Genomic DNA, 24,523 nt, shown 5'->3' with positions numbered 1-24,523 from the left:
CGCCCGTCGTCACGCCGCTTGCCGCGCGGGGAGCCGGAGCCGGACCTGCCAGCCGCCGCCCGGCCGTGGGCCCGCCTCCAGGGTGCCGTCGTAGACCGCGGCCCGCTCCCGCATGCCGTTGACGCCCTGACCGCCGGCGGGGGCGGAAGCCGCCTCCCCTCCCCGGCCGTCGTCGCTCACCGTCACCTCGATGCCGTCCGCCGCGTGCTCGATCCTCAGCTCCGCGCGGGCCCCGGGCCCGCCGTGCCTCAGCGTATTGGTCAGTGCCTCCTGCACCACGCGGTACACCGTCAACTCCTCCCCCGCCGACAGCTCGCGCCCGCCGAGCGCGCCGGTGACCGTGCACCGCACCGGCAGCCCGGCCTCCCGCACGCGGGCCAGCAGCCGGTCCAGCTCGGCCAGCCCCGGCTGCGGCGCCAGCTCGGCCGAGACGACCGGCTCGTGCCGCATCACCTCCAGCAGCCGCCGCAGCTCGCTCAGGGCGTGCCTGCTGGTGGCGCCGATCGCGTCGAGCGCCTGCGCGGCCCGCTCGGGCGTCTTGCGGGCGGCGTACGAGCCGCCGTCGGCCAGGCCGGTGATCACCGCCAGGTTGTGCCCGATGATGTCGTGCATCTCCCGGGCGATGCGGGCCCGTTCGGCGGCCGCGGCCAGCTGCTCGCGCTGGTCGCGCTCGATCTCCAGCCGGGCGGCCCGGTCGATGAGCGCCACCACGTAGTCCCGGCGGATGCGGATGACGAAGCCGGCCAGCACGAACACCAGGGCCTGGATCAGAAAGGCGACGAACGCCCTGCCGGGGTTCTCGGGGGGCCAGCGCGCCAGCCAGGCCAGGCTGCCCAGCACCACGAGCGCCACCGACGACGCCAGCCGGGGCATCGAGGAGCGCAGTGCCACGCCGAACAGCGAGACGTACACGCAGGCGGTGGTGCCCGACATCAGGCCCGACCAGATCGCGATCGCCGTGGGCAGCCCCATCGCCAGCAGCGTCGCGAACGGATACCGGCGGCGCCACATCAGCGGCAGCGTGAACGACGCGGCCTGGATCCACGGCACGACGGACGGCACGCCGCCGTCGAGCTGCACCTGCTCCCGCCAGTCGTCCCCGCGGAGCTCGCCCCACGCGATCAGCGCGACCAGGAACACCGGCACCAGGTCCCAGAAGAATGGGTACCGGGCGTCGAGGGCCCGCACCCACCGCATGACGGCCCGCACCGGCCGGGTGGGCGACGCGTGCAGCGCCTCCCACCCGGCGTCCGGGTTCGCCGGGGGCGTGCTCAACGGGGCTCCCATTCCCACCCGTGCATCGTCACACGTCCCGGCGCCTGATCAGCAGTGCCGCGGTGGCGAGGCCGATGGCCGCCCAGGCCGCCAGGACCAGATACGCGGCCGTCGTGGACAGGGCCTCGGGGCCGGGCTCCGCCCGGCCCAGCTCGTCTCCGGAGTAGAACGGCAGGAACCGCACCGCGTCGTTCACCCAGTCCCAGGGCAGCAGCATCGCCAGCTCGGGCAGGATCATCGCCACGCCGGCGTAGACGGCTATCGCGCCCGGGGACCGCCGCAGTATCGCGCCGATGGCCAGGCCCATCACGCTGCCGTAGGCGGTGAACGCCGCCGCGCCGAGGATGCCCCGCGCGACGCCGGGGTCGGTCAGGGACCGGTCCAGCTCCGTGCCGGAGAGGAAGGGCTGGCCGAGGAGGAAGGTGAGGAACGCCAGGGGGACCGATATCGCCAGCACGACGCCGCCGAAGACGGCCGCCTTGGCCCACAGCACCGGCAGCCGCCGGGGCACGGCCGCCAGGGTGGAGCGGATCATGCCGGTGGAGTGCTCGCCGGTGAAGGCCAGGATGCCGAGGACGGTAACGGCGAGCTGGGCGAAGTTCAGCCCGAAGAGGGGCAGTGCGACCGGGTCGAAGTCCGCGTCGCGGGCGTCGTCGGGCTCGTAGGCGCCGGCGATGATCAGCCCGAGGCCGAGGGTGAGGACCACGACGCCGCCCAGCGTGTACCAGGTCGAGCGCAGCGACCACAGCTTGGTCCACTCGGCGCGGAGGATGCCGCGGGTGCTGAGGCGGTACGCGGGCGCGCCGGGGCGCCCGTGGGCGGGCGCGGTCGCGGTCACGGTGTCGGTGGCGGTGCTCATCGGCGTGCGGCTCCTTCCGTGGTCGTGACGGTCGTTGCGGTCGTGACGGCGGTGCCCGCGGCGACCGCGGCGCCCGTGGCCTCCGCGATGTCCGTGATGTGCGCAGCGGGTGCGTCCGAGTGGTACTCGACGGCCTGGCGGGTGAGGTCCATGTAGGCGTCCTCGAGGGACGCCTGGCGCGGGGTCAGCTCGACCAGCGGTATGCCGTGCTCGGCGGCGGCCACGCCGATCCGCCGGCTGCTGATCCCGGCGACCTCCAGGGTGTCGGCCGCGGTGACGGCGATCTCGGCGCCCGGACCGGCGAGCAGCTCGCGCAGCCGTCCGGCCTGCGGGGAGACGACCCTCACCGTGTCGACGCCGGCCGCGCGCAGGAAGTCCGACACCGATGTGTCCGCCAGCAGCCTGCCCCGGCCGACGATGATCAGGTGGTCGGCGGTCTGGGCCATCTCGCTCATCAGATGCGAGGAGAGGAAGACCGTGCGGCCCTCGGCGGCGAGGCCGCGCAGCAGGCCGCGTATCCAGCGCACGCCCTCGGGGTCCAGCCCGTTGACCGGCTCGTCGAGCATCACGACGGCGGGGTCGGCGAGCAGCGCGGCGGCCAGGCCGAGGCGTTGGCCCATGCCGAGGGAGAAGCCGCCGGCGCGCTTGCCCGCGACCTCGCTCAGCCCCGCCATGCCGATGACCTCGTCGACGCGGCGGCGCGGTATGCCGTGGGTGTGGGCCAGGGCCAGGAGGTGCTTGAGGGCGGAGCGGCCGGTGTGGACGGCCCTGGCCTCCAGCAGGGTGCCGATCTCGGCCAGCGGCGCCGGGTGGTCGGCGTACCGCCGCCCGCCGACCGTGACGCTGCCGCCGGTGGGCGCGTCCAGGCCGACGATCATGCGCATGGTGGTGGACTTTCCGGCGCCGTTGGGCCCCAGGAAGCCGGTGACCCTGCCGGGCCGGACGGTGAAGCTCAGCCGGTCGACGGCGGTCTTCTCGCCGTACCGCTTGGTGAGCTCGTGTGCCTCGATCATCTCGGTCGCTTTCGCCTGCGTGGGTGAGACGGAATCTGTGCTCTCCACGAAAGCGCGCCGCCGCCGCGGACTCGTCGGACCACGGCCGGACCTTTGGGGACGGGGCGTAGTACCACGGTCCGATGCCCCGGCCGGGCAGGCCAGACCTGAGGCGGACGGGGAAGGACGGGGAGGCGGCGAGACGGAGAGGTGCGTCAGCCCGGCAGGGCGACGACGTCGGCCGGGTCGAAGACCACGCCGACGCGCGCGCCCTCGGCCGGGGCGCCGCGCAGCGGGCAGGTGGCCTCCAGCTCCGGTCCGCGCTCCGGCTCCAGATGCAGGACGACGTGGTCGCCGCGGAAGGTGCGGGCCCACACCGCGCACCGCGGGGCGTCGGCGTCGCCGGGCCCGGTCAGGCCGACGCCGGAAGGGCGGATCAGCAGCAGGCACGGCCCGGGCGGCGTGCCCTCGGGCACCGGCACCGGACCCCACGCGGTGTCGGCCACGCCGTCGCGCACCACCGCCTCGGCGAGGTTGCGGAAGCCGAGGAAGCGCGCGGTGAACTCGTCGGCCGGGCGCTGCCACACCTCGGCGGGCGTGCCGGCCTGGGCGATCCGGCCCTCGCGCATCACCACCACCCGGTCGGCCAGCGCGAACGCCTCGCCCTGGTCGTGGGTGACGGCGAGCACGGTGGTGCCCAGCCGCCGGAACAGCTGCCGCAGCTCGACCACGAGGCGTTCACGCAGCGTGCGGTCGAGGGCTCCCAGCGGCTCGTCGAGCATGAGCAGCCGCGGCCCCGGGGCCAGGGCGCGGGCGAGGGCGACCCGCTGCTGCTCGCCGCCGGAGAGGGTGTCCACGGCGCGGCGCTCGGCGCCCGCCATGCCGACCAAGTCGAGCAGCTCGGCGACGCGCCGGCCGGCCTCGGCCCGGCGTACGCGGCGCATCCGCAGCCCGAACGCGATGTTGCCGCCGACGTCGTGCTGCGGGAAGAGCTGGTGGTCCTGGAACATCAGCCCCACGCCGCGGCGGTGGGCGGGGACGCCCGCCTGGTCGCGGCCGGCGAGGCGCATCGCACCGGCGTCGACGGGCGTCAGGCCCGCGATCGCCCGCAGCAGCGTGGACTTGCCGCTGCCGCTGGGGCCGAGCACGCAGACGGTCTGGTGCGCGGCGACGGCGAGGTCCAGGGCGTCGAGCGCGGTGTGGCGGGGGCGTTCGAAGCGGACGGTGACGCCGTCCAGTTCCAGCATGGCCTCCTCCGGCGCGGGCTCTTCCAGCGTGGCCTCGGCCTCGATCCCGGACACGGTCACACCAGCTCCCCGGAGCGGAGGGGGCGCAGGCGTTCCAGCACCAGCAGGGTCACGGCGCACAGCAGCATCAGGACGGTGGACAACGCCATGGCCTGCCCGTAGTTGAGCTCGCCGGCGCGGCCCAGCAGCCGGGCCACGGCGACGGGCAGGGACGGGGCGTCGGCGCGGGCTATGAAGACGGTGGCGCCGAACTCGCCGAGGGAGACGGCGAAGGCGAAGCCGGCCGCGACCAGCAGCCCGCGCCGCGCCAGCGGCAGGTCCACCTCGCGCCAGGTGCGCGCCGGGGAGGCGCCGAGCACGGCGGCGGCCTGCCGCAGCCGGTCGTCGATGGAGCGCAGCACCGGCAGCATGGTGCGCACCACGAACGGCACCGCCACCAGCGCCTGCGCCAGCGGCACCAGCAGCCACCAGGAGCGCAGGTCCAGCGGCGGCTCGTCGAGGGCGATGAGGAAGCCGAAGCCGACGGTCACGGCCGAGGTGCCGAGCGGCAGCATCAGCAGCGCGTCGAAGCCCCGCACGAGGCGGCCGGCGCGCCGGGTGAGCGCGGCGGCGGCGAGCGTGCCGACGGCGACGGCGATGACGGTGGCGACGGCGGCGTAGCGCAGCGAGGTGCCGATCGCCTCCCAGGGCGCGACGAGGAAGGTGCCGCCCTCGGTGGAGGCCAGCGCGCGGTAGTTGCCCAGGCCGTAGCCGCCGGGGACGGACAGGGAGCGCTCGATCAGGACCGCGAGCGGCAGCAGGAGCAGCAGCGCGATGACGGCGAGGACGGCCGCGAGCGCGCCCCACTGGGCCGCGCCGCGCGGGCGGTGGGCGGTGCGCGCGGCGCTGGTCAGCCGGTGGGCGGCCTCGGTACGGCGCACGATCAGCGCGTGGGCGGCGAGCAGGGCGGTGACGGCGGCGAGCTGGAGGAGGCTGAGGACGGCGGCGGTCGGCAGGTCCAGCAGCTGCGCGGTCTGCCGGTATATCTCGACCTCCAGGGTGGCGTAGCGCGGGCCGCCGAGGATCTGGATGGTGCCGAAGGAGGTGAAGGTGAAGAGGAAGACCAGCAGCGCGGCGGCGGCGACGGCGGGCTGAAGCGCGGGGAGGGTGACGCGCCGCCAGGCGGCGAACGGGCCCGCGCCGAGCAGCCGCGCGGCCTCCTCCTGGCGTGGGTCGAGCTGGGCCCACAGGCCGCCGACGACGCGGACGACGACGGCGTAGTTGAAGAAGGCGTGGGCCAGCAGGATCGCCCAGACGCTGGTGTCCAGGCGTATGCCCCAGAGGTCCTCGAGGAGGCCGCCGCGCCCGAGGAGGGCGAGGAAGGCGGCGCCGGTCACCACGGTGGGCAGCACGAACGGCACGGTGACGACGGCGTGGAGGAGGCGTTTGCCGGGGAAGTCCAGGCGGGCGAAGGCGTAGGCGCCGGGGAGGGCGAGGGCCAGGGTCAGGGCGGTGGAGGCGGCGGCCTGCCAGACGGTGAACCACAGCACGCCGAGGGTGTCGGCGTCGGTGATCACCTCGGCGGCGCGGCCGAACTGCCAGGCGCCGTCCTCGCGCAGGCCGCGGCCGGTGATGGTGGCGACGGGGTAGGCGAAGAAGAGCGCGAAGAACGCCAGGGGCGGGGCGAGCAGGGCCAGCCGCGCCAGGGTGGCGCGCGAGGGGCGGCGCCGCGCTATCGCAGGACGAGAGAGGTCCACTCGTCGATCCACTGCTCGCGGTTGTCGGCGATCGTCTGCGGCGCGACGGTCGGGGGGTCCTCGGCCCGCCCGGCGTAGCGGGTGATCTCCTCGGGCAGGGCGGCGTCGGCGCGCACCGGGTTGACGAACATCGTCAGCGGCACGTCCTCCTGGAACGCCCGGCTGAGGAGGAAGTCCAGCAGGGCGCGGCCGCCCTCGGGGTTGGCGGCGCCGGTCAGCAGCCCGGCGAACTCGACCTGGCGGAAGCAGGTGCCGGTGGCCACGCCGGTCGGGGCCTGGTCGGGCCACTCGCCCTCGGGGATCTCGGCGAGCGGCGGGTCGCCGTAGACGAGCCCGGCGGGCGGGCTGGTGGCGTAGGAGACGACCAGCGGCTTGTCGCCGCCGTTGCCGGCTCCGGAGAAGCGCTCGTTGTACGCCTGCTCCCAGCCGTCCACGACCTCGACGCCGTTGTCGGCGAGGCGCTCCCAGTAGTCCTGCCAGCCGTCCTCGCCGTGGGCGGCGACGGTGGCGAGGAGGAAGGCGAGGCCGGGCGAGGAGGTGGCGGCGTTCTCGACCACCAGCAGGTCGCGGTAGGCGGGGTCGGCCAGGTCGTCGAGGGTCCGGGGCGGGGCGAGGCCGCGGTCGTCGAAGTAGGCGCGGTCGTAGTTGACGCAGACGTCGCCGGTGTCGACGGGGGTGACGCGGTGTTCGCCGGCGTCGAGCTGCACCTCCTCGGGCACCTGGTCGAGTCCGGCGGCCCGGTGGGGGGTGAACAGGCCCTCGTCCAGGGCGCGGGAGAGGAGGGTGTTGTCCACGCCGAAGAGGACGTCGCCCTGCGGGTTGTCCTTGGAGAGGATCGCCTGGTTGACCATGACGCCGGCGTCGCCGCCGCGCAGCACGTTCACCCTGTAGCCGGTCTCGCGGGTGAAGCCGTCGAGCACGGCGTCGGATACGGCGAAGGAGTCGTGGGTGACGAGGGTGACCTCGCGGTCGCCGCCGGAGCCGTCGTCGTCGCCCCGGTCGTCGGAGCCGTCGCAGGCGGTGAGGGCGAGGAGGGCGGCGAGGGCCGCGGCCAGCGTCGTGGTGGTGCGCTTCATGGTGGCATCGACTTCCTACCCAGCATGACCTGGGCGAGGTTCGAGGGTCTGCGGCCTGCTGCCGCACTCTCAGCGCTGCGAGCGCTCCCCTGTCGGAATGGTGTTCGACTCACGATACCAGCGCGCCCACGGGGCACCGCGGGCGGACGGCGGGCGGACCGCGGACGGGCCGATTCCGCTCAGCGCGCCGACGCCGCGAGCTGGCCGCAGGCGCCGTCGATCTCCTGCCCGCGTGTGTCGCGCACCGTCACCGGAACGCCGTGGGCCTGAAGCGCCGCCACGAACGCGCGCTCGTCCTCGGGGCGGGAGGCGGTCCACTTCGAGCCCGGGGTGGGGTTGAGCGGGATGAGGTTGACGTGCGCGCCGCGCCCCCTGACGAGGCGGCCGAGCCGATCGGCCCGCCACGCCTGGTCGTTGACGTCCCGGATCAGGGCGTACTCGATGGAGATGCGACGGCCGGACGCGTCGGCGTACGCCCACGCCGCGTCGAGCACCTCGCGGACGGGCCAGCGGGTGTTGACGGGCACGAGCGTGTCGCGCAGCTCGTCGTCGGGCGCGTGGAGCGAGACCGCGAGGCGGCAGGCCAGACCCTCGGCGGCGAGGCGGCGCATGGCGGGGACGAGGCCCACGGTGGAGACGGTGACGCCGCGCTGGGAGAGGCCCAGGCCGTCGGGGGCGGCGTCGGTGAGGCGTCGGATCGCGCCGACGACGCGCGTGTAGTTGGCCAGCGGCTCGCCCATGCCCATGAAGACGACGTTGCTCAGGCGGGCCGGGCCGCCGGGCAGCTCGCCGTCGCGCAGGGCGCGTGCGCCGTCCACGATCTGGTGGACGATCTCGGCGGCCGACAGGTTGCGGTCCAGGCCGGCCTGGCCGGTGGCGCAGAACGGGCAGTTCATGCCGCAGCCCGCCTGGGAGGAGACGCACATGGTGACCCGGTCCGGGTACCGCATCAGCACCGACTCCACCAGCGTGCCGTCGTGCAGCCGCCACAGCGTCTTGCGGGTGGCGCCCTCGTCGCAGCTCGCGTGCCGCACCACGGTCATCAGGCGCGGCAGCAGCCGGTCGGCGAGCTGCCCGCGGGTGGCGGCCGGGATGTCGGTGAACGCCGCCGGGTCGTCCGTGAGCCGCGCGAAGTAGTGCCGCGACAGCTGCCGGGCGCGGAACGGCTTCTCGCCCAGCTCGGCCACGGCCTCGCCGCGCTCGGCGGGGGTGAGGTCGGCGAGGTGGCGCGGCGGGAGGGAGGCACCGCGCGGCGCGGCGAAGGTGAGCTCGCCCGGCCTCGGGCGGGGGCGTTGCGGAGTAGGCATGATGAAGCAAGTCTCGCAGATCGCGGGTCAGCTCGCGGGTCAGCCGGATCCGACGAAGGCCAGGAAGAGCAGCCAGGCCACGGGCGCCGTCGGCAGCAGCGAGTCGAGGCGGTCCATGATCCCGCCGTGGCCCGGCAGCAGGGAGCCCATGTCCTTGATCCCGAGATCGCGCTTGATCATGGACTCGCCCAGGTCCCCGAGGGTGGCGCTGACGGCGACGGCGAGGCCGAGCAGCAGGCCCTGCCACCAGGTGCCGTCGTCGACGAGGAACCGCATGCACAGCGCCCCGGCGAGCATCGCGAAGAGCACCGCCCCGGCCAGCCCTTCGCGGGTCTTGCCGGGGCTGATGCGGGGGGCCAGCTTGTGCCGCCCCAGCCGCCAGCCCACGGCGTAGGCGCCGGTGTCGCTGACGACGGTCAGCAGCAGGAAGGTGAAGACGCGCCAGGGCCCGTCGTCGGCGGCGAGCATCAGGGCCACGAAGGTGGCGAGGAAGGGGACGTAGAACGCCGCGAAGACGCCGGCGGTCACGTCGCGCAGGTAGTTCTCGGGCGGGCCGGCCATGCGCCACACGAGCACGCCGAGGGCGGTCAGCGCGGTGGCGGTCCAGGCGGCCTCGGCGCCCTCCAGGTATCCGCTCACGACCATGGCGGCGCCGCCCAGCGCCAGCGGGGGCAGGGGCAGCCGGATGCGCTTGCGCTCCGCCAGGCGGGAGGACAGCTCCCACAGGCCGACGACCACCGCCGCCGCTATGACGCCCAGGAAGACCGGCTTGTAGACGAAGAGGGAGACGAGGATCACGGCTCCGAGGCCGAGTCCGACGCCCACGGCGGCGGGCAGGTCACGGCCCGCGCGCCTGCCACGGCCCGAGCTGCCGGACCTGCCGGACTGCGCGGGTGGCGGGTCGGCGTCCTCGGGTCGGGGTTCGCGTTCCTCGGGGGGCACAGTCCGAGTCTCCGACGCCATGCCGGGATCGCGCAGGGGACCCGCCGGGGCGGTGCGCAGGTGCTCCGCAGGCCCCCAGGGTGATTCGTTCACAGGTGACAGCGTCCTTCGGCGAGAAGGCTCTGAGGGCTCTCGGGGCTCGGAAGCCCTGGGAGCCTCAGACCTCGAGCAGCTCGGCTTCCTTGTGCTTGAGCAGCTCGTCCACCTGGGCGACGTACTTGGAGGTGGTGTCGTCCAGCTCCTTCTCGCCGCGGCGGCCCTCGTCCTCGCCGACCTCGCCGTCCTTGATGGCCTTGTCGATGGCCTCCTTGGCCTTGCGGCGTACGCCGCGGATCGCGATCTTGGCGTCCTCGCCCTTGCTGCGGGCCACCTTGATGAACTCCCGGCGGCGCTCCTCGGTCAGCTCGGGGAAGACCACCCGGATGACGTTCCCGTCGTTGGTGGGGTTGACGCCGAGGTCGGAGTCGCGGATCGCCTGCTCGATGTTGCGCAGCGAGCTCTTGTCGAACGGGGTCACCACGGCCATGCGGGCCTCGGGGACCGCGAAGGACGCCAGCTGGTTGATCGGGGTCTGGGTGCCGTAGTACTCGGCCGTGATCTTGTTGAACATCGCCGGGTGCGCACGGCCGGTGCGGATGGCGGCCAGATCCTCCTTGGCCACCACGACCGTCTTCTCCATCTTCTCCTCAGCTTCGAGGAGGGTTTCTTCGATCACCACGTGCTCCTGGTTCGATGTGTGTGACGGGCGGTCATCCGAGGGGTCACGCCCGACGCCCCTGGTTGTTCACGAGTGTGCCGATCTTCTCACCCTTTACCGCACGGGCGATATTGCCCTCCGCGAGCAGCTCGAACACGAGGATGGGCAGGCCGTTGTCCCGGCACAGGGTGATCGCCGTGGAGTCCGCCACCTTCAGGTCCCGGGTGATGACCTCCCCGTAGTCGAGCGCGTCGAACCGCACCGCGTCCGGGTTGGAGGCCGGGTCGGAGTCGTACACGCCGTCCACGCCGTTCTTGCCCATCAGCAGCGCCTCGGCGTCGATCTCCAGCGCGCGCTGGGCGGCCGTGGTGTCGGTGGAGAAGTACGGCAGGCCCATGCCGGCGCCGAAGATGACGACGCGGCCCTTCTCCAGGTGGCGCACGGCCCGCAGCGGGATGTACGGCTCGGCGACCTGCCCCATGGTGATCGCCGTCTGCACCCGGGTCTCGATGCCCTCCTTCTCCAGGAAGTCCTGGAGGGCGAGGCAGTTCATGACCGTGCCGAGCATGCCCATGTAGTCGGAGCGGGCCCGGTCCATGCCGCGCTGCTGCAGCTCGGCGCCGCGGAAGAAGTTGCCGCCGCCGATGACGACGGCCAGCTGGGCGCCGTCGCGTACGACGGCGGAGATCTCGCGGGCCATCTTGTGCACGACGTCGGGATCGACACCGAGCCCACCACCGCCCGCGAAGGCCTCTCCCGACAGCTTCAGCAGGAAGCGCCGGCGCTTGTCGTCATGATCCATGGTGATCTCCTGGTGCTCTCCTCGTGCACACACGAAAGAGGCCACTGCCCTGGGCACCGGCGTGACCGGCACGTCCGTGCGGTTCCCTGCTCGGCAGTGGCCTCCTCGTCACAACTGCGGCCGCCGGGTCGTTCATGCCGCGGCCCGGTGCCCCGCGCCCCGACAATAGCGGGGCCGCGCCTGATCCGCCCCCGAAGGCGCGGAACGGGTCACAGGGTCACCGGGCCGAGCGGCGTCACGCCCCGACGCGGAAGCGCGCGAAGCGCGTGAGAGTGACTCCGGCCTCGTCGAGCACCTTCTTCACGGTCTTCTTGTTGTCCTTGGCGAAGGGCTGGTCGAGCAGCACGTGCTCCTTGAAGAAGCCGTTGACCCGGCCCTCGACGATCCGGGGCAGGGCCGCCTCGGGCTTGCCCTCCTCCCTGGCGGTCGCCTCGGCGATGCGGCGCTCGTTCTCCACCACGTCGGCCGGGACGTCCTCGCGGCTGAGGTACCTCGGGCCGAAGGCGGCGATGTGCTGCGCCACGTCCTTGGCGGCCTCGGCGTTCTCCTCCGACAGCTCGACCAGCACGCCGACCTGCGGCGGCAGGTCGGGCATGGTGCGGTGCAGGTACGAGGCGACGTACCCGCCGGAGAAGCTGGCGAAGCGGTCGAGGACGATCTTCTCGCCGAGCGTGGCGTTCGCCTCGTTGACGAACTCCTGGACGGTCGTGCCGGACTCGATCTCGGAGGCGAGCAGCGTCGCGAGGTCGGCGGGGGCGGTGGCGTAGACGTGCTCGGCCACGGCGGCGGCGGCGGCCTGGAACCGGTCGCCCTTGGCCACGAAGTCGGTCTCGCACTTGAGCTCGACCAGCACGCCCGAGGCGTTGTCCTCGGCGATCCGGGAGATCACCGCGCCGTTGGAGGCGGTGCGGCTCTCCCGCTTGGCCACGCCCTTCTGGCCCTTGACCCGCAGGATCTCGACGGCCTTGGTGACGTCGCCCCCGGCCTCGTCCAGCGCCTTCTTGCAGTCCATCATGCCGGCGCCGGTCAGCTCCCGGAGCTTCTTGACGTCGGCGGCGGTGAAGTTCGCCATGGTTTCGTGATTCTCTTCCCGAATTCGTGGTGGCGTGGTGGCCTGTGCGCGTCAGCCCTGCTCGGTTGGGGTGTCCTGCCCGGCGGCCGGCTCGGCGTCGGACTCGGCGTCGGACTCGGCGGCGGCCGGCTGCTCCGCGGCCGGCTCGGCGGGGGCGGCCTCGGCGGCCGGCTGCTCCGTGGCCGGCTCGGCGGGGGCGGCCTCCGCGGCCTTCGCCTCGGCGCCCTGAAGCAGCTCGCGCTCCCACTCCGGCAGCGGCTCGGCCGCGGCGGCGACGGCCGGCTTCTCGCCCTCCTTCGCCTCGGCGGCGCCCGAGCGGGCGATGAGGCCCTCCGCGACGGCGTCCGCGATCACGCGCGTCAGGAGCGTGACGGAGCGGATGGCGTCGTCGTTGCCCGGGATCTTGTAGTCGACCTCGTCGGGGTCGCAGTTGGTGTCCAGGATCGCGACGACCGGGATGCTGAGCTTGCGGGCCTCGCCGACGGCGATGTGCTCCTTCTTGGTGTCCACGATCCAGACCGCGCTGGGCACCTTCTGCATGTCCCGGATGCCGCCCAGGGTCTTCTCCAGCTTGGCCTTCTCGCGGGAGAGGACCAGCAGCTCCTTCTTCGTCAGGCCGGAGGCCGCCACGTCGTCGAAGTCGATCTGCTCCAGCTCCTTCAGGCGCTGGAGGCGCTTGTGGACGGTGGAGAAGTTGGTGAGCATGCCGCCCAGCCACCGCTGGTTGACGTACGGCATGCCGACGCGGGTCGCCTGCTCGGCGATGGCCTGCTGCGCCTGCTTCTTGGTGCCGACGAACATGACGGAGCCGCCGTGCGCGACGGTCTCCTTGACGAACTCGTAGGCGCGGTCGATGTACGACAGCGACTGGAGCAGGTCGATGATGTAGATGCCGTTGCGCTCGGTGAAGATGAAGCGCTTCATCTTCGGGTTCCAGCGGCGGGTTTGGTGCCCGAAGTGGACACCGCTCTCCAGCAGCTCCCGCATCGTGACGACGGCCATGGCCGTTCTCCTCGTTGACGCTCGGTTGTCAGCGCCGCCCGGGTGGGCGGCGCTCCTGACGCCCCTGCGCGCCCTACCGTGGAAGCCGTCCCGGACAGCCGCTCCATGGACCGAGTGACGCGGCCACTGCGGCGACGCGGCGGAGCCGTGTGCCGGAGTGGCGGGGCATGCGAGGTCGATCCGGGTCCGGATCGCCACCGGCAAGTGTAAGGGACCGGGCGCTCGGCGGGCGACCGGGCGCGAACGCCGGGAGCCGGTCCCGGCCGGCCGCGCCGGGGCACGCACGGGGTCACTCACACGAGTGACGGAGTTGTACACAGTCTCCGGGTTGTCCACAGGTTGTCCGGGGGGCACTGCGAACACGCCGCAGTTCCGTCACGCTGTGTGACGGAGGTGATGCGGCATGAACGAGCGCGGGGCGCTCGGGCGCTTCGGAGAGGACCTGGCCGCTCGGTGGCTCGGCGGCGTGGGCCTCGCCGTCCTGGAGCGGAACTGGCGCTGCCGGGCGGGCGAGATCGACATCGTGGCACGGGAGGAGGGCGAGGCCGGGGCGCTGGTGGTGTGCGAGGTGAAGACGCGGCGTGCCGGGCGGTACCAGCACCCGATGGCGGGGCTGACGCCCGGCAAGGCGGTGCGGCTGCGGGAGCTGGCGCAGCGGTGGCTGTGCGAGCGCTGGCTCGCGGTGTACGCCGCACCGCCGGCCGGCGGGGTGCGGATCGACCTGGTGGGGGTGCTGCTGCCGCGGCGCGGCGCCCCGGTGGTGGAGCACGTGAAGGGGGTGGCGTGATGGGGTTCGCCCGCACCTGCGCGGTCGCCCTGGTCGGGGTCGAGGGCGTGGTGGTCGAGGTCCAGGCCGACCTGGAGCCGGGGGTCGCGGCGTTCTCGCTCGTGGGGCTGGCCGACAAGTCGCTGAGCGAGAGCCGGGACCGGGTCAGGGCCGCGGTCATCAACTCGGGCGCGGAGTGGCCGCAGAAGAAGCTCACGGTGGGGCTGAGCCCGGCGGCGGTGCCCAAGTGCGGCAGCGGCTTCGACCTGGCGGTCGCCTGCAGCGTGCTCGCCGCCGCCGAGCGCATCGACCCACGCGCGATCGAGGAGCTGATGATGATCGGCGAGCTGGGCCTCGACGGCCGGGTCCGGCCGGTGCGCGGGGTGCTGCCCGCCGTGCTGACGGCGGCCGACGCCGGGTACCGGCAGGTGGTCGTCCCCGAGCCGGCGGCGGCGGAGGCGGCGCTCGTGCCGGAGGTGTCCGTGCTCGGGGTGCGCAGCCTGCGGCAGCTCATCGCGCTACTGACGGACGAGCCGGTGCCGGAGGAGCCGGGCGCGGCGGGGGCGGGCGGCGAGGCCGGGGACGGCCGGCCCTCGCCGCTGGGCGCGGCCTGGGGGTATCCGCAGCCGGGCGGCCTGTACCAGGCGGTGCGCGCCGACGAGCCGCCGCCCGACATGGCCGAGGTGTCGGGGCAGCGGGTGGCGCGGCGGGCGCTGGAGGTGGCGGCGGCCGGCCGGCACCACCTGCTGCTCAAGGGCGCGCCGGGTGCGGGGAAGACGATGCTCGCCGAGCGGCTGCCGGGGCTGCTGCCGCCGCTGACGCGGCAGGAGTCCCTCGAGGTCACCGCGGTGCACTCGGTGGGCGGCACCCTGCCGCCGGGCAGGCCGCTGGTCGACCGCCCGCCGTACTGCGCGCCGCACCACTCCGCCTCCATGGCGGCGGTGGTCGGCGGCGGCAGCGGGCTGCCCCGGCCGGGTGCGGTGTCGCTGGCCCATCACGGGGTGCTGTTCCTGGACGAGGCGGCGGAGATGAGCGGCCAGGTGCTGGACGCGCTGCGCCAGCCGCTGGAGTGCGGTCATGTGGTGGTGGCCAGGGCCGCGGGCACGGTGCGGATGCCCGCGCGGGTGCTGCTGGTGCTGGCGGCCAACCCCTGCCCGTGCGGGCGGCACGGTTCGCCCGGCGGCGAGTGCGAGTGCCTGCCGAGCACGGTGCGGCGGTACCGCGCCCGGCTGTCGGGCCCGCTGCTCGACCGCATCGACCTGCGGGTGCCGGTGGAGCCGGTGAGCCGGGCCGAGCTGATCGCGGGGGGCGCCGGTGAGCCGACGGCCGCGGTGGCGCAGCGGGTGCTCGCCGCCCGGGAGCGGGCGGCGGCGCGGTACGCGGGCACGCCGTGGGCCACCAACGGCGAGGTTCCCGGGCACGAGCTGCGCGGCCGCTGGGCGCCGGCTCCCGGGGCCACGGCCCGCGCCGAGCAGGACATGGACCGGGGCCTGCTGACGGCCCGGGGGCTGGACCGGGTGCTGCGGGTGGCCTGGACCGTGGCCGACCTTGCGGGCAGGGCGCGGCCCACGGCCGAGGACGTGGACGCGGCGCTGGAGCTGCGCACGGGGGTGCGGCGCGGCGCCGGCCTGCTGGGGAGCCTGCCGTGACGGGGCCGGAGGGCGCCGACGCGGACGGCGCCACGGCCGCGGCGGGGCCCGGGCGGGAGCGGCAGCGGCGGCTGGCGCGTGCGGCGCTGGCGCGGGTGGCGGAGCCCGGCGACGAGCTGGTGGGCCGGTGGGTGGACGAGCTCGGCCCGGAGGAGACCTGGCGGGCGCTGCGGGAGGACCGGAGACCGGCGGGCGCGACGCCGGAGCGCTGGGCGGGGCTGCGACTGCGGGCGGAGCGGGCCGCGCCCGAGCGGGACCTGTCGGTCATCGCCGCGCTGGGCGGGCGGTTCGTGTGCCCGGGCGACCGGGAGTGGCCCAGCCAGCTGGACGATCTCGGGTGGGCGAGGCCCGTCGGGCTGTGGGTGCGCGGGCGGTGCTCGCTGCGTTTCGTCGCGCTGCGCTCGGTCGCCCTGGTCGGCGCCCGCGCCTGCTCGGAGTACGGGGCGCACGTGGCGGCCGAGCTCGGCATGGCCCTGGCCGAGCGCGGCTGGACGGTGGTCTCCGGCGCGGCGTACGGCATCGACGGCGCCGCGCACCGGGGGGCGCTCGCGGTCGGCGGGGCCACCATCGCGGTGCTGGCCTGCGGGGTGGACGTCAGCTATCCGGCGGCGCACCGCGAACTGCTGGGCCGGATCGCCGAGTCCGGGCTGGTCGTCGCCGAGCTGGCGCCCGGGGACCATCCGACACGCGCGAGGTTCGTGCAGCGGAACCGGGTGATCGCTGCGTTGACGCGCGGCACGGTGGTGGTGGAGGCGGCCCGGCGCAGCGGTGCGCTCATCACCGCACGGCATGCGGGGCGGCTGGGCCGGCATCTGATGGCGGTGCCGGGGCCGGTGACCTCGGGGCTGTCGGCGGGGGCGCACCGGCTGATCCGGGAGGACGCCACCCTGGTCGGCGGTGCCGGGGACATCATCGAACTCGTGGGAGAGATGGGGGAGCTGGCCCGGGAGGAGAGCGGGCCCGTGGTCTCGCGCGACCTGCTGGCGCCGCAGGCGGCGCGGGTGCTCGACGCGGTGCCCGCGGTCGGCGCGGCCGACGCGGAGGAGCTGGCGCGTGGCGCGTGCACCAGCAGGGAGGCCGCGATCGCCCGGCTGCACGAGCTCAGTTCGCTCGGCTTCGTCGAACGGGTGGGCGACCGCTGGCAGTTGTGCCGCTAGGCCTCGTCCGGACAGGGCCTCGCCCCGGGCACAGGCGGCCGGCCGGGCGCGACACGCGGGCGCGCATGACACCGGCGTGCGTGCAGCGGAACGTATCTGCGCATGTCCGCATGCCCGTCACATGCGCAAAGCGACACTCCAGTCACGCTACGCTCACAGGGTTCTGACACCAGAACCCGCACGAGAAGCATGTAACCACTGGCAGAACGGCTCAAGACGACGCATGCCACAGCACTCCTCCGGGCCTCAGCACGCGGTGACACGGCCGGCCGCGGCGGAGCGCGCCACCAGCCCGCCGCCGCCCACCTCCCTCGACGAGCTGTGGCGCTCCTACAAGACCACCGGCGACGACCGGCTGCGCGAGCAGCTCATCCTGCACTACTCGCCCCTGGTGAAGTACGTGGCGGGCCGGGTCAGCGTGGGGCTGCCGCCCAACGTGGAGCAGGCGGACTTCGTCTCCTCCGGGGTGTTCGGCCTCATCGACGCCATCGAGAAGTTCGACCCGGACCGGTCGATCAAGTTCGAGACCTACGCCATCACCCGAATCCGCGGCGCGATGATCGACGAGCTCAGGGCGCTGGACTGGATCCCGCGCTCGGTGCGGCAGAAGGCGCGGGCGATCGAGCGCGCCTACGCCACGCTGGAGGCGTCGCTGCGGCGTACCCCCTCGGAGTCCGAGGTCGCCGAGGAGATGGGCGTCACCCTGGAGGAGCTTCACGGCGTCTTCAGCCAGCTCTCCCTGGCGAACGTCGTGGCCCTGGAGGAACTGCTGCACGCCGGCGGCGAGGGCGGCGACCGGCTGAGCCTGATGGACACCCTGGAGGACACCGCCGCCGACAACCCGGTGGAGGTGGCCGAGGACCGCGAGCTGCGGCGGCTGCTGGCCCGCGCCGTCAACACCCTGCCGGAGCGGGAGAAGACCGTGGTGACGCTCTACTACTACGAGGGGCTGACGCTGGCGGAGATCGGCCAGGTGCTGGGCGTCACGGAGAGCAGGGTCAGCCAGATCCACACCAAGTCCGTGCTGCAGCTGCGCGCCAAGCTGTCGGACGTGGGCTAGTCAGGGCCTGTCCGGTGGATCTCCCCGGATCGGCCCGCGGCGTCGGACGCGGTCGGTCGCACGGCGGAGGGTCGCCCTCGTACGCATGGGGGGCGCCTTCCCTGGCCGCCAAGGCCGGGGGGTATGTGGGCAATTCCGGCAACGCCGCGTGTGGCCGCAGCCGGCGTCGCGGGCCCGGGAAGAGCCGCCGGACAGGCCCTGGGGCCAGCCCTTACAGTGTGGGCGTGCCGAGGATCCAGGCGGCCTCCGTGGCCGAGCACCGCAGAATGCAGCGCGCCGCCCTGCTCGATGCCGCCCGGTCCCTGCTGGCCGAGGGCGGGGTGGCGGCCCTGACCTTCCCGGCCCTCGCCGAACGCACCGGTCTGGCGCGGTCCTCGGTCTACGAGTACTTCGGCTCCCGGGCCGCCGTGGTCGAGGAGCTGTGCGCCGTCGACTTCCCGCGGTGGGCGGCCGAGGTCGAGGCCGCGATGGCGGCCCCGCGGACGCCGGCGGCGCGGATCGAGGCGTATGTGCGCCAGCAGCTGACGCTGGCGGCCGACCGGCACCACCGCGCCGTCGTGGCGATCTCGGCCGGCGAGCTGAGCGAGACGGCCAGGGAGCGGATCCGGGCGGCCCACACCGAGCTGATGGAGCTGGTCGTCGGGGTGCTGCGGGAGCTCGGACACGCCGAGCCGCGCGTGACGGCCCTGCTGCTCCAGGGCGTCGTGGACGCCGCCGTCCGCAGTGCCGACGGGCCCGCCGACGGCGTCGTCGACGCGGCCGTCCGGCTCGCCCTCCACGGTGTCGCCGGCCCAGGAGCCACCGCCGTCGCCGGGGACGGGCACGCCGTCGACCGGCAGCAGCCGGGAGGGCCCACGGCGTAGCAGGCGGGCGGGGAGCAGGGACAGCGGATCGCGGTAGCGCTCGCCGCGCAGCAGGCCCCAGTGGAGGCACGGACCCGGGCAGTGGAACGGGCCGGGCGCGAGCTCGCCGACCACCTCCCCCGCCGCCATCCGGTCGCCTTCGGCCACGGCGGGCCGCACCGGCTCGTAGGTGATGCGCAGCGGCGGCGACCCGGTGCCGTCCAGCTCGATGCTGACCACGCCCCGGCCCGCGACCGGCCCGGCGAAGACCACGCGGCCCGCGGCGGCCGCGCGCACCGGCGCCCGGGGCGCGGTGGCCAGGTCGACGCCCCGGTGCCCCGCCGCCCAGGGGCTCGGCGGCGGCTCCCACAGCCGGGCCACCAGCGGCCGGGCCCCGCCGTCGGAGCCCGGCACGGGCCAGGCCCGCCCGCCGGGCGGGCCGCCCCCGGGGTCAGGCCCCGCATCCCCCACCGACACCGGGAGCCGGGTCACCGCGGGCGGCGGCCCGGCCACGGGCGCGGACGTGAGCACCACGATCGCGGAGAGCACCGCCGAGAACACCGAGAGCATCGCCATGCCCCCAGCCTGCCCCGCGTCGGCCGCCCTTTCGGGCCGCGCGCGGAATCTGTGGATGACCCGGGCGATGTGGACAACGCCGCCACACGTCCGGGTGAAGACGGCCCGGCCGGGGCTCAGCCGCCGCGGCCGCCGAAGCCGGAGTCCTCCGGCAGGTCCAGCTCGCTGCGGTTGAGCTCCTCGATATTCACGTCCTTGAACGTCAGGACCCGCACCCGCTTGACGAAACGCGCCGGGCGGTACATGTCCCACACCCAGGCGTCGGCCATCGTGACCTCGAAGAACACCTCGCCTTGCACCGAGTGCACCTGCATCTCGTAGTCGTTGGTGAGGTAGAAGCGCCGTTCGGTCTCGATCACATACGTGAACAGCCCGACGACATCCCGGTACTCCCGGTAGAGCTTCAGCTCCATCTCGGTCTCGTACTTTTCGAGGTCCTCGGCGCTCATGGCGTGATCCCCTTCAGCCGTGCTTCCCTCATTGTGCGTCACCCGCGACGCCAGCACGCTGCGGCGTCCGCCGGGTGGCACGGCGGCGGGCCACCGGCCCGTGGAGCGCGCCGCCGATGATCAGCAGCGCCCCGCCCGCGGTCGCGAAGAACAGCGGCACCAGCGGCCCCGACCCCGAGGTTCCCCCGGGCAGCGCGTCGAAGCCTCCGGCCCCGGCCAGCGGTCCGAACCGGCCCAGCGGCCACACCGTCGCCTCGACCCGCGCCGTGACCGCGTCGCGCGGCACCGTGCCCGGGTCGGAGTCGGTCAGCATCGACCGCGAGTCCAGCGAGTCCAGACGGTGGTCGCCGATGAGGAACAGCTCCCCCTCCGGCACGTCGGCGGAGAACTCCGTGGGAGAGCGGCGCGACTCCTCGTCCAGGTACGGCTCCTCGATGGGCTCGCCGTTCACCGTCAGCAGGCCCTCGTCGGTGCAGCAGACGACGCTGTCGCCACCGATGCCGACGACCCGCTTGACCATCGGCGCGTTGCCCCAGAGCTCGTCGCGGAAGACCACGACGTCGCCGCGCCGCACCTCCTCCCCGTCGATCCGCTCCGCCAGCACCCGGTCCCCGGCCGAGACGGACGGGGCCATGGAGTCGGTGGGCACGGCGTACGGCTGGTACAGGACGGCGCCCAGCGCGAAACCGCCGAGGAAGAGCACCAGCCCCACGGCCAACGCCGCCCCGGCCAGCGCCCTTCCCCGTCGCGTCCCGGCCTCACGGCGCGGCGAGCCGCTCATGGTCCCCTCCCTGCCCTCCCTCTGCGGTGTGACGGTCAGGAGGTGACCCTACCCGGCGTCACCTCGCCCTCGTCCATCAGCCTGCGCCGACGCCACAGCACCAGCGGGACCGCGCCGACGAGCCCCAGCGCCATCGGCGCCACGGCGGCAGCGGCGGCGCTGTCGACCCGCCCGAACGCGTCCGGGGCCGGCAGCGTGGACCACCGCGTCACCGGCCACGCCACGACGATGGCCCGCCCCACCACGTCGTCCACAGAGACCGTGCCGTTGCCCTTCAGGTTCTGGTGGTAGCGCGAGTCGAGCGAGTCCTGCCGGTTGTCGCCCATCACCCACAGCCGGTCCTCCGGCACGGTGATGGGCCCGAAGGGCCGGTCGCCGCACGGCGTGCTGCCGGGCTTGAGATACGAGCTCTCGTCCAGCGCGACCCCGTTGACCGTCACCGGGCCGCCCTCCTCGCACTCCACCGTGTCCCCGCCGACCGCGATGACCCGCTTGATCAGGTCCTGGTCCTCGGCCGAGGGCATCAGCCCGATGAAGCTGAGCACGTCCTGCACGGCCGCGCCGAAGCCGCCGTCGTCCGTCGGGGCCTCCCCCAGCCAGCCGCCCGGGTCGTGGAAGACGACGACGTCGCCGCGCTCCGGATCGGCGCCGAACCACGGCGTGAGCTTGTCCACCAGCACCCGGTCGCCGCGCTGCAGCGTGTCCCGCATGGAGTCCGAGGGGATGGAGAACGCCTGCACGAGGAAGGTCTTGATCAGCAGCGCCAGCACGATGGCGATGCCGATCAGGATCGGCAGCTCCTTCCAGAAGGAGCGCTGCTTTCCGGCCTTCTTCCCCTCCCGGGGCCCCTCGGGCCCGGCCGCCCCCTGGTCACCGCCCTCACCGCCCGCGCCACCCGCGCCGTTGTCGGCGCCGGCGTCGGCGCCTCCCGACGAGGCGCCGGGCAGCCCGTAGCCGGGGACGGCCCCGGCACCGCCCACCCGGCCATTGCCGGCCGCACCGGGGGGTCTCCCGTCGGACGCTCCGCCAGCCGGCGGCGGGACCGGACGTCCCTCCGGTTCCTCCGCGCCGGACCGTGCACCGACCGCTACATCCCCCACAACCACTCCTCACGCTGCGCTCTTGCCTGCCGGGGATCCGCAACAGGCTCACCACTCCCATAACGAGCGGGAGTTCCGCAGGAGTCGGGAGTCGCCCAATTTCGTTCCCTGTTTGAGTCCGCCCGGTGACGCCCTGCGCGTCGAGCGACTCGGACGAGGGATCGGGCACCGCCGAGAAGGTCTCCTCCCCGTCCAGTCGTTGCCAGTGCCCGAACGGCCAGGCGATCACCACGGCCCGGCCGACCACCCGGTCGACCGGCACCGTGCCGTGGCCCGGATCCTGGAGGTGGTACCGGGAGTCGGCGGAGTTCGACCGGTGGTCACCCATCACGAAGATCCGCCCCTCCGGGACCTTCACCTCGAACTCGATCTGCGAGGGCGGGTTGCCGGGGAAGAGGTAGGGCTCGTCCAGCGGGGCGCCGTTCACCGTGACGCGGCCCTGCCTGTCGCAGCAGGCCACCGTGTCCCCGCCGACGCCGATGACCCGCTTGATCAGGTCGTCGTCCTCGCTCGGCAGCAGCCCGATCCAGGTGAGGAAGTCCTTGACCTGCTTGATCACCACCGGGTCCTCGCCGCCCGTGTCGGCCTGCGGGTCCTGCTCCAGCCAGCCGCCCGGGTCGTTGAAGACGACCACGTCGCCGCGCTGCGGCTCCCACCCGAACCAGGGCGTCAGCTTGTCCACCAGCACCCGGTCGTCGATGCGAATCGTTTCCTCCATCGACCCGGAGGGGATGACGAACGCCTGGACCAGGAAGGTCTTCAGCACCAGGGCGATCAGCAGCGCGACGCCTATGAGTATCGGGATCTCCCGGGTGGCGCGCAGCCGCCGCCGGCGCTTGATGCGCTTGGCGGCCCGCCGCCGGTCCGCCCGGCCCTCGCCCGGTCCGCGCAGCGGCGGCACGGGCTCGCGCTCCTCGGGCGCCCGCGGCTGGTCCCTGGGCGCCGCGTGTCGATGTGCCTGGCCCTCGCCGCCGCGGCGTCCGCGACGGGGGCGTCCTCGCTCACCCATGGTCCGACCGCACGGAGCTCCAGCGGCTGGGGGGCCAGCCGATCCACTCGACGCGACCGATGACCTGGTCCTCGGGGACGGTGCCGCCTCCCGGGGAGCCGAGGTACTCCCGGGAGTCCGCCGAGTCGGAACGGTGGTCACCCATCACCCACAACCGTCCCTCAGGCACCTCGATATCAAACCTGACGTTCGAAGGCATGTCCCCCGGATACAGGTACCGCTCGTCCAGCGGCTCGCCGTTGACCTCGATCCGCCCCTGGCTGTCGCAGCAGCTCACGCGGTCTCCGCCGATGCCGATGACGCGCTTGACGTAGTCGGTCTCCGACGACTGCGTGAGGCCGACGGCGGCGCCCGCGGTGCGCAACAGGCCGGTCAGGAACCCGGAATCGGACCGCTCGGCCGCGAAGGAGCCGGCCCCGTCGAAGACGATGACGTCGCCGCGCCCCACCTCGCCGCCGAATCGGTACGCCAGCTTGTTGACCAGCACCCGGTCGCCGACCCGCAGGGTGCCCTCCATGGAGCCGCTCGGGATGAGGAACGGCTGGACGACGAACGCGCTCGTCAGCATGGCGAGGACCACGGCGGCCGCCACACCGGTCAGCCATCGACGCGCCGAACGCGACCGCCACCACGGACCCTTGGCGGAGTCGGCGGGGTGGCCGCGTTCGGGCTCGTGTGCGTCGAACGGGGGGTCGGCCGGTGGCTCGGACGGAGGTTCGGCCGGGGAGTCGGAAGCGGTCACGCGGTGATGGTAACCGGCGGGTGCCCCGTCACCCTCAGCTCTCGCGCCGCTCCTTGATCTTGGCGGCCTTGCCGCGGAGGTTGCGCAGGTAGTAGAGCTTGGCGCGGCGGACGGCGCCGCGGGTGACGACCTCGATCTTCTCCACGACCGGGGTGTGCACCGGGAAGGTGCGCTCCACACCGACGCCGAAGCTGACCTTACGGACGGTGAAGCTCTCGCGGATCCCGGAGCCCTGGCGACGGATGACGACGCCCTTGAACTGCTGCACGCGGGAGCGGTTGCCCTCGATCACGCGCACGTGGACGTTGACGGTGTCCCCGGGACGGAACGCCGGGACGTCCTGGCGCAGGGAGGCGGCGTCGACGCTGTCGAGGAGGTTCATGGCCTGCTGCTCTCTTCGCTGATGCCACAGGTCATCAGCGGAAACGAAGTGACGGTGAGTGGTTGCGGACCCGTGGGCCCCGGCCGCGGCGCCCCGGCGGGCTGCGCTCCCCCTGTGGCAGGGGCGCGCGCCGGGCGCGGGCCGACCGCCTATTCTTCCACGTTGGGGGAGCCGCGCCCAAATCGGCCGTCGGCGCCCAGCCGCCAGCCGAGTTCCTCCAGCGTCCGCCGGTCCTGGCGGTCGAACGCCGCCGGGTCGCAGCCCTCGATCAGCTCGGGCCGCGCGGTGCTGGTGCGGCGCAGCGCCTCGTCCCGCCGCCAGCGGGCGATCCGGCCGTGGTGGCCGCTGACCAGCACCTCCGGCACCTCCCGGCCACGCCAGCGCGGCGGCTTGGTGTAGACCGGGCCCTCCAGCAGGCCGGCCATGGCGCCGGGGGCGAAGGAGTCGTCGCGGTGGGAGTCGGCGTTGCCGAGCACGCCGGGCAGCAGGCGGGCCACGGCCTCGACCATGACCAGCACCGGGGCCTCGCCGCCGGCGAGCACGTAGTCGCCGATGGAGAGCTCGCGCAGCTCGTGGCGTTCGGCGTACTCGTCGATGACGCGGCGGTCGATGCCCTCATACCGGGCGGGCGTGAAGACCAGCCAGGGCCGGGCCGAGAGCTCCTCGGCGATGGCCTGGGTGAAGGGCGTGCCGCTCGGGGTGGGGACCACGATCAGCGGCTCGCCGGGCGAGCCGGGGCCGCCGGGGCCGCCGGAGGCGAGCACCGCGTCCAGCGCCTCGCCCCACGGCTCGGGCTTCATCACCATGCCGGGGCCGCCGCCGTAGGGGGTGTCGTCGACGGTGTGGTGCCGGTCGTGCGTCCATTCCCGCAGGTCGTGGAGGCGCACGTCGAGCCGGCCGCGGGCGCGTGCCTTGCCGACGAGCGAGACGTCCAGCGGCGCCAGGTACTCGGGGAAGATCGTGATGACGTCGATCCTCATGGGACGGCCGTCCTCGTGGGCCG

24 protein-coding genes and 1 pseudogene are annotated in these 24,523 nt (G+C 74.1%); 5 read left to right on the top strand and 20 right to left on the bottom strand.

Translation table 11 applies throughout. The features are described 5' to 3' along the window. Positions 1 to 9: 9 nt before the first annotated feature. The 12 genes from ACTWQH_RS13065 to rpsB all read right to left on the bottom strand — a co-directional run bounded on the left by ACTWQH_RS13065 (position 10) and on the right by rpsB (position 13,007). Positions 10 to 1,275 (bottom strand): sensor histidine kinase, encoded by a 1,266-nt coding sequence (locus ACTWQH_RS13065; protein WP_443286635.1) that lies wholly within the window; start codon positions 1,273 to 1,275, stop codon positions 10 to 12. Between the two features lie 28 nt (positions 1,276 to 1,303). Then, positions 1,304 to 2,134, bottom strand: a complete 831-nt coding sequence (locus ACTWQH_RS13060) for an ABC transporter permease (RefSeq protein WP_443286634.1) — start codon at positions 2,132 to 2,134, stop codon at positions 1,304 to 1,306. Continuing rightward, positions 2,131 to 3,147, bottom strand: a complete 1,017-nt coding sequence (locus ACTWQH_RS13055) for an ATP-binding cassette domain-containing protein (RefSeq protein ID WP_443286633.1) — start codon at positions 3,145 to 3,147, stop codon at positions 2,131 to 2,133. Before ACTWQH_RS13055 ends, ACTWQH_RS13060 begins: the two co-directional genes overlap by 4 nt. Positions 3,148 to 3,341: 194 nt before the next feature. Beyond that, entirely contained in the window at positions 3,342 to 4,373 is a 1,032-nt protein-coding gene (locus ACTWQH_RS13050; protein ID WP_443286664.1) for an ABC transporter ATP-binding protein, read from the bottom strand. 56 nt (positions 4,374 to 4,429) lie between these two features. Continuing rightward, positions 4,430 to 6,109: an ABC transporter permease gene (locus tag ACTWQH_RS13045; protein ID WP_443286632.1), complete on the bottom strand. Its 1,680-nt coding sequence runs from the start codon at positions 6,107 to 6,109 to the stop codon at positions 4,430 to 4,432. Then, on the bottom strand, positions 6,085 to 7,185 hold the full coding sequence (locus tag ACTWQH_RS13040) for a thiamine ABC transporter substrate-binding protein (RefSeq protein WP_443286631.1): 1,101 nt from the start codon (positions 7,183 to 7,185) through the stop codon (positions 6,085 to 6,087). The genes ACTWQH_RS13045 and ACTWQH_RS13040 overlap by 25 nt, the downstream gene beginning before the upstream one ends. A gap of 179 nt (positions 7,186 to 7,364) precedes the next feature. Next, on the bottom strand, positions 7,365 to 8,492 hold the full coding sequence (rlmN, locus tag ACTWQH_RS13035; protein ID WP_443286630.1) for a 23S rRNA (adenine(2503)-C(2))-methyltransferase RlmN: 1,128 nt from the start codon (positions 8,490 to 8,492) through the stop codon (positions 7,365 to 7,367). 39 nt (positions 8,493 to 8,531) lie between these two features. Beyond that, complete coding sequence (locus ACTWQH_RS13030; RefSeq protein WP_443286663.1) at positions 8,532 to 9,536, bottom strand: phosphatidate cytidylyltransferase; 1,005 nt, start codon at positions 9,534 to 9,536, stop codon at positions 8,532 to 8,534. A 55-nt stretch (positions 9,537 to 9,591) separates the two neighbouring features. Continuing rightward, positions 9,592 to 10,149 carry a ribosome recycling factor gene (gene frr / locus ACTWQH_RS13025; protein ID WP_443286629.1) on the bottom strand — a complete coding sequence of 186 codons (558 nt, stop codon included), beginning with the start codon at positions 10,147 to 10,149 and terminating at the stop codon, positions 9,592 to 9,594. 46 nt (positions 10,150 to 10,195) lie between these two features. Next, positions 10,196 to 10,933, bottom strand: coding sequence for a UMP kinase (pyrH, locus tag ACTWQH_RS13020; RefSeq protein ID WP_443286628.1), 738 nt, complete (start codon positions 10,931 to 10,933; stop codon positions 10,196 to 10,198). Positions 10,934 to 11,168: 235 nt separating this feature from the next. Next, positions 11,169 to 12,005 (bottom strand): translation elongation factor Ts, encoded by an 837-nt coding sequence (gene tsf / locus ACTWQH_RS13015; RefSeq protein WP_443286627.1) that lies wholly within the window; start codon positions 12,003 to 12,005, stop codon positions 11,169 to 11,171. A 51-nt stretch (positions 12,006 to 12,056) separates the two neighbouring features. Then, the gene (rpsB, locus tag ACTWQH_RS13010; RefSeq protein ID WP_443286626.1) at positions 12,057 to 13,007 is read right to left on the bottom strand and encodes a 30S ribosomal protein S2; all 951 of its coding nucleotides are present in this window, start codon (positions 13,005 to 13,007) and stop codon (positions 12,057 to 12,059) included. A 403-nt stretch (positions 13,008 to 13,410) separates the two neighbouring features. On the opposite strand from rpsB, the gene ACTWQH_RS13005 reads away from it, so the two are divergent. From ACTWQH_RS13005 to ACTWQH_RS12985, 5 genes are all read left to right on the top strand, one after another. Continuing rightward, positions 13,411 to 13,794 carry a YraN family protein gene (locus tag ACTWQH_RS13005; protein ID WP_443286625.1) on the top strand — a complete coding sequence of 128 codons (384 nt, stop codon included), beginning with the start codon at positions 13,411 to 13,413 and terminating at the stop codon, positions 13,792 to 13,794. Beyond that, positions 13,794 to 15,422, top strand: coding sequence for a YifB family Mg chelatase-like AAA ATPase (locus tag ACTWQH_RS13000; RefSeq protein ID WP_443286662.1), 1,629 nt, complete (start codon positions 13,794 to 13,796; stop codon positions 15,420 to 15,422). The genes ACTWQH_RS13005 and ACTWQH_RS13000 overlap by 1 nt, the downstream gene beginning before the upstream one ends. Next, positions 15,419 to 16,579, top strand: coding sequence for a DNA-processing protein DprA (gene dprA / locus ACTWQH_RS12995; protein ID WP_443286624.1), 1,161 nt, complete (start codon positions 15,419 to 15,421; stop codon positions 16,577 to 16,579). Before ACTWQH_RS13000 ends, dprA begins: the two co-directional genes overlap by 4 nt. A gap of 223 nt (positions 16,580 to 16,802) precedes the next feature. After that, positions 16,803 to 17,639 (top strand): RNA polymerase sigma factor WhiG, encoded by an 837-nt coding sequence (gene whiG / locus ACTWQH_RS12990; RefSeq protein ID WP_443286623.1) that lies wholly within the window; start codon positions 16,803 to 16,805, stop codon positions 17,637 to 17,639. Between the two features lie 224 nt (positions 17,640 to 17,863). Beyond that, on the top strand, positions 17,864 to 18,502 hold the full coding sequence (locus tag ACTWQH_RS12985) for a TetR/AcrR family transcriptional regulator (protein ID WP_443286622.1): 639 nt from the start codon (positions 17,864 to 17,866) through the stop codon (positions 18,500 to 18,502). An 84-nt stretch (positions 18,503 to 18,586) separates the two neighbouring features. Here the strand turns inward: ACTWQH_RS12985 and ACTWQH_RS12980 are convergent. The 8 genes and pseudogenes from ACTWQH_RS12980 to trmD form a co-directional block, all read right to left on the bottom strand. After that, a pseudogene (locus ACTWQH_RS12980) lies at positions 18,587 to 19,051 on the bottom strand (peptidoglycan DD-metalloendopeptidase family protein); the annotation flags it as partial. 122 nt (positions 19,052 to 19,173) lie between these two features. Beyond that, positions 19,174 to 19,506 carry a DUF2469 domain-containing protein gene (locus ACTWQH_RS12975; RefSeq protein WP_443286621.1) on the bottom strand — a complete coding sequence of 111 codons (333 nt, stop codon included), beginning with the start codon at positions 19,504 to 19,506 and terminating at the stop codon, positions 19,174 to 19,176. Positions 19,507 to 19,534: 28 nt separating this feature from the next. Further along, the gene (lepB, locus tag ACTWQH_RS12970) at positions 19,535 to 20,287 is read right to left on the bottom strand and encodes a signal peptidase I (protein ID WP_443286620.1); all 753 of its coding nucleotides are present in this window, start codon (positions 20,285 to 20,287) and stop codon (positions 19,535 to 19,537) included. A 35-nt stretch (positions 20,288 to 20,322) separates the two neighbouring features. Continuing rightward, entirely contained in the window at positions 20,323 to 21,267 is a 945-nt protein-coding gene (gene lepB / locus ACTWQH_RS12965; protein WP_443286619.1) for a signal peptidase I, read from the bottom strand. Then, on the bottom strand, positions 21,167 to 22,396 hold the full coding sequence (gene lepB / locus ACTWQH_RS12960) for a signal peptidase I (protein WP_443286618.1): 1,230 nt from the start codon (positions 22,394 to 22,396) through the stop codon (positions 21,167 to 21,169). The genes lepB (ACTWQH_RS12965) and lepB (ACTWQH_RS12960) overlap by 101 nt, the downstream gene beginning before the upstream one ends. Continuing rightward, positions 22,389 to 23,138 carry a signal peptidase I gene (gene lepB / locus ACTWQH_RS12955; protein WP_443286617.1) on the bottom strand — a complete coding sequence of 250 codons (750 nt, stop codon included), beginning with the start codon at positions 23,136 to 23,138 and terminating at the stop codon, positions 22,389 to 22,391. Before lepB (ACTWQH_RS12955) ends, lepB (ACTWQH_RS12960) begins: the two co-directional genes overlap by 8 nt. Before the next feature lie 34 nt (positions 23,139 to 23,172). Beyond that, a complete protein-coding gene (gene rplS, locus ACTWQH_RS12950; RefSeq protein ID WP_443286616.1) occupies positions 23,173 to 23,520 on the bottom strand; it encodes a 50S ribosomal protein L19 in 348 nt (115 codons plus the stop codon). Positions 23,521 to 23,669: 149 nt separating this feature from the next. Beyond that, the gene (trmD, locus tag ACTWQH_RS12945; protein WP_443286615.1) at positions 23,670 to 24,500 is read right to left on the bottom strand and encodes a tRNA (guanosine(37)-N1)-methyltransferase TrmD; all 831 of its coding nucleotides are present in this window, start codon (positions 24,498 to 24,500) and stop codon (positions 23,670 to 23,672) included. Between the last annotated feature and the right edge of the window lie 23 nt (positions 24,501 to 24,523).

This window comes from Streptomyces sp. 6N223, assembly GCF_052246635.1.
Lineage (GTDB): Bacteria > Actinomycetota > Actinomycetes > Streptomycetales > Streptomycetaceae > Streptomyces.
This window is presented reverse-complemented; position numbering and strand designations above follow the sequence as displayed.

Bases quoted from the DNA above. Each gene is read 5' to 3' on its own strand.
- ACTWQH_RS12975 (WP_443286621.1), bottom strand. From the start codon at position 19,506: ATGAGCGCCGAGGACCTCGAAAAGTACGAGACCGAGATGGAGCTGAAG.
- ACTWQH_RS13040 (WP_443286631.1), bottom strand. From the start codon at position 7,185: ATGAAGCGCACCACCACGACGCTGGCCGCGGCCCTCGCCGCCCTCCTC.
- rlmN (WP_443286630.1), bottom strand. From the start codon at position 8,492: ATGCCTACTCCGCAACGCCCCCGCCCGAGGCCGGGCGAGCTCACCTTC.
- ACTWQH_RS13000 (WP_443286662.1), top strand. From the start codon at position 13,794: ATGGGGTTCGCCCGCACCTGCGCGGTCGCCCTGGTCGGGGTCGAGGGC.
- ACTWQH_RS13055 (WP_443286633.1), bottom strand. From the start codon at position 3,147: ATGATCGAGGCACACGAGCTCACCAAGCGGTACGGCGAGAAGACCGCC.
- pyrH (WP_443286628.1), bottom strand. From the start codon at position 10,933: ATGGATCATGACGACAAGCGCCGGCGCTTCCTGCTGAAGCTGTCGGGA.
- lepB (WP_443286618.1), bottom strand. From the start codon at position 22,396: ATGGGTGAGCGAGGACGCCCCCGTCGCGGACGCCGCGGCGGCGAGGGC.
- ACTWQH_RS13050 (WP_443286664.1), bottom strand. From the start codon at position 4,373: ATGCTGGAACTGGACGGCGTCACCGTCCGCTTCGAACGCCCCCGCCAC.
- ACTWQH_RS13005 (WP_443286625.1), top strand. From the start codon at position 13,411: ATGAACGAGCGCGGGGCGCTCGGGCGCTTCGGAGAGGACCTGGCCGCT.
- ACTWQH_RS13060 (WP_443286634.1), bottom strand. From the start codon at position 2,134: ATGAGCACCGCCACCGACACCGTGACCGCGACCGCGCCCGCCCACGGG.
- lepB (WP_443286620.1), bottom strand. From the start codon at position 20,287: ATGAGCGGCTCGCCGCGCCGTGAGGCCGGGACGCGACGGGGAAGGGCG.
- tsf (WP_443286627.1), bottom strand. From the start codon at position 12,005: ATGGCGAACTTCACCGCCGCCGACGTCAAGAAGCTCCGGGAGCTGACC.
- rplS (WP_443286616.1), bottom strand. From the start codon at position 23,520: ATGAACCTCCTCGACAGCGTCGACGCCGCCTCCCTGCGCCAGGACGTC.
- rpsB (WP_443286626.1), bottom strand. From the start codon at position 13,007: ATGGCCGTCGTCACGATGCGGGAGCTGCTGGAGAGCGGTGTCCACTTC.
- trmD (WP_443286615.1), bottom strand. From the start codon at position 24,500: ATGAGGATCGACGTCATCACGATCTTCCCCGAGTACCTGGCGCCGCTG.
- whiG (WP_443286623.1), top strand. From the start codon at position 16,803: ATGCCACAGCACTCCTCCGGGCCTCAGCACGCGGTGACACGGCCGGCC.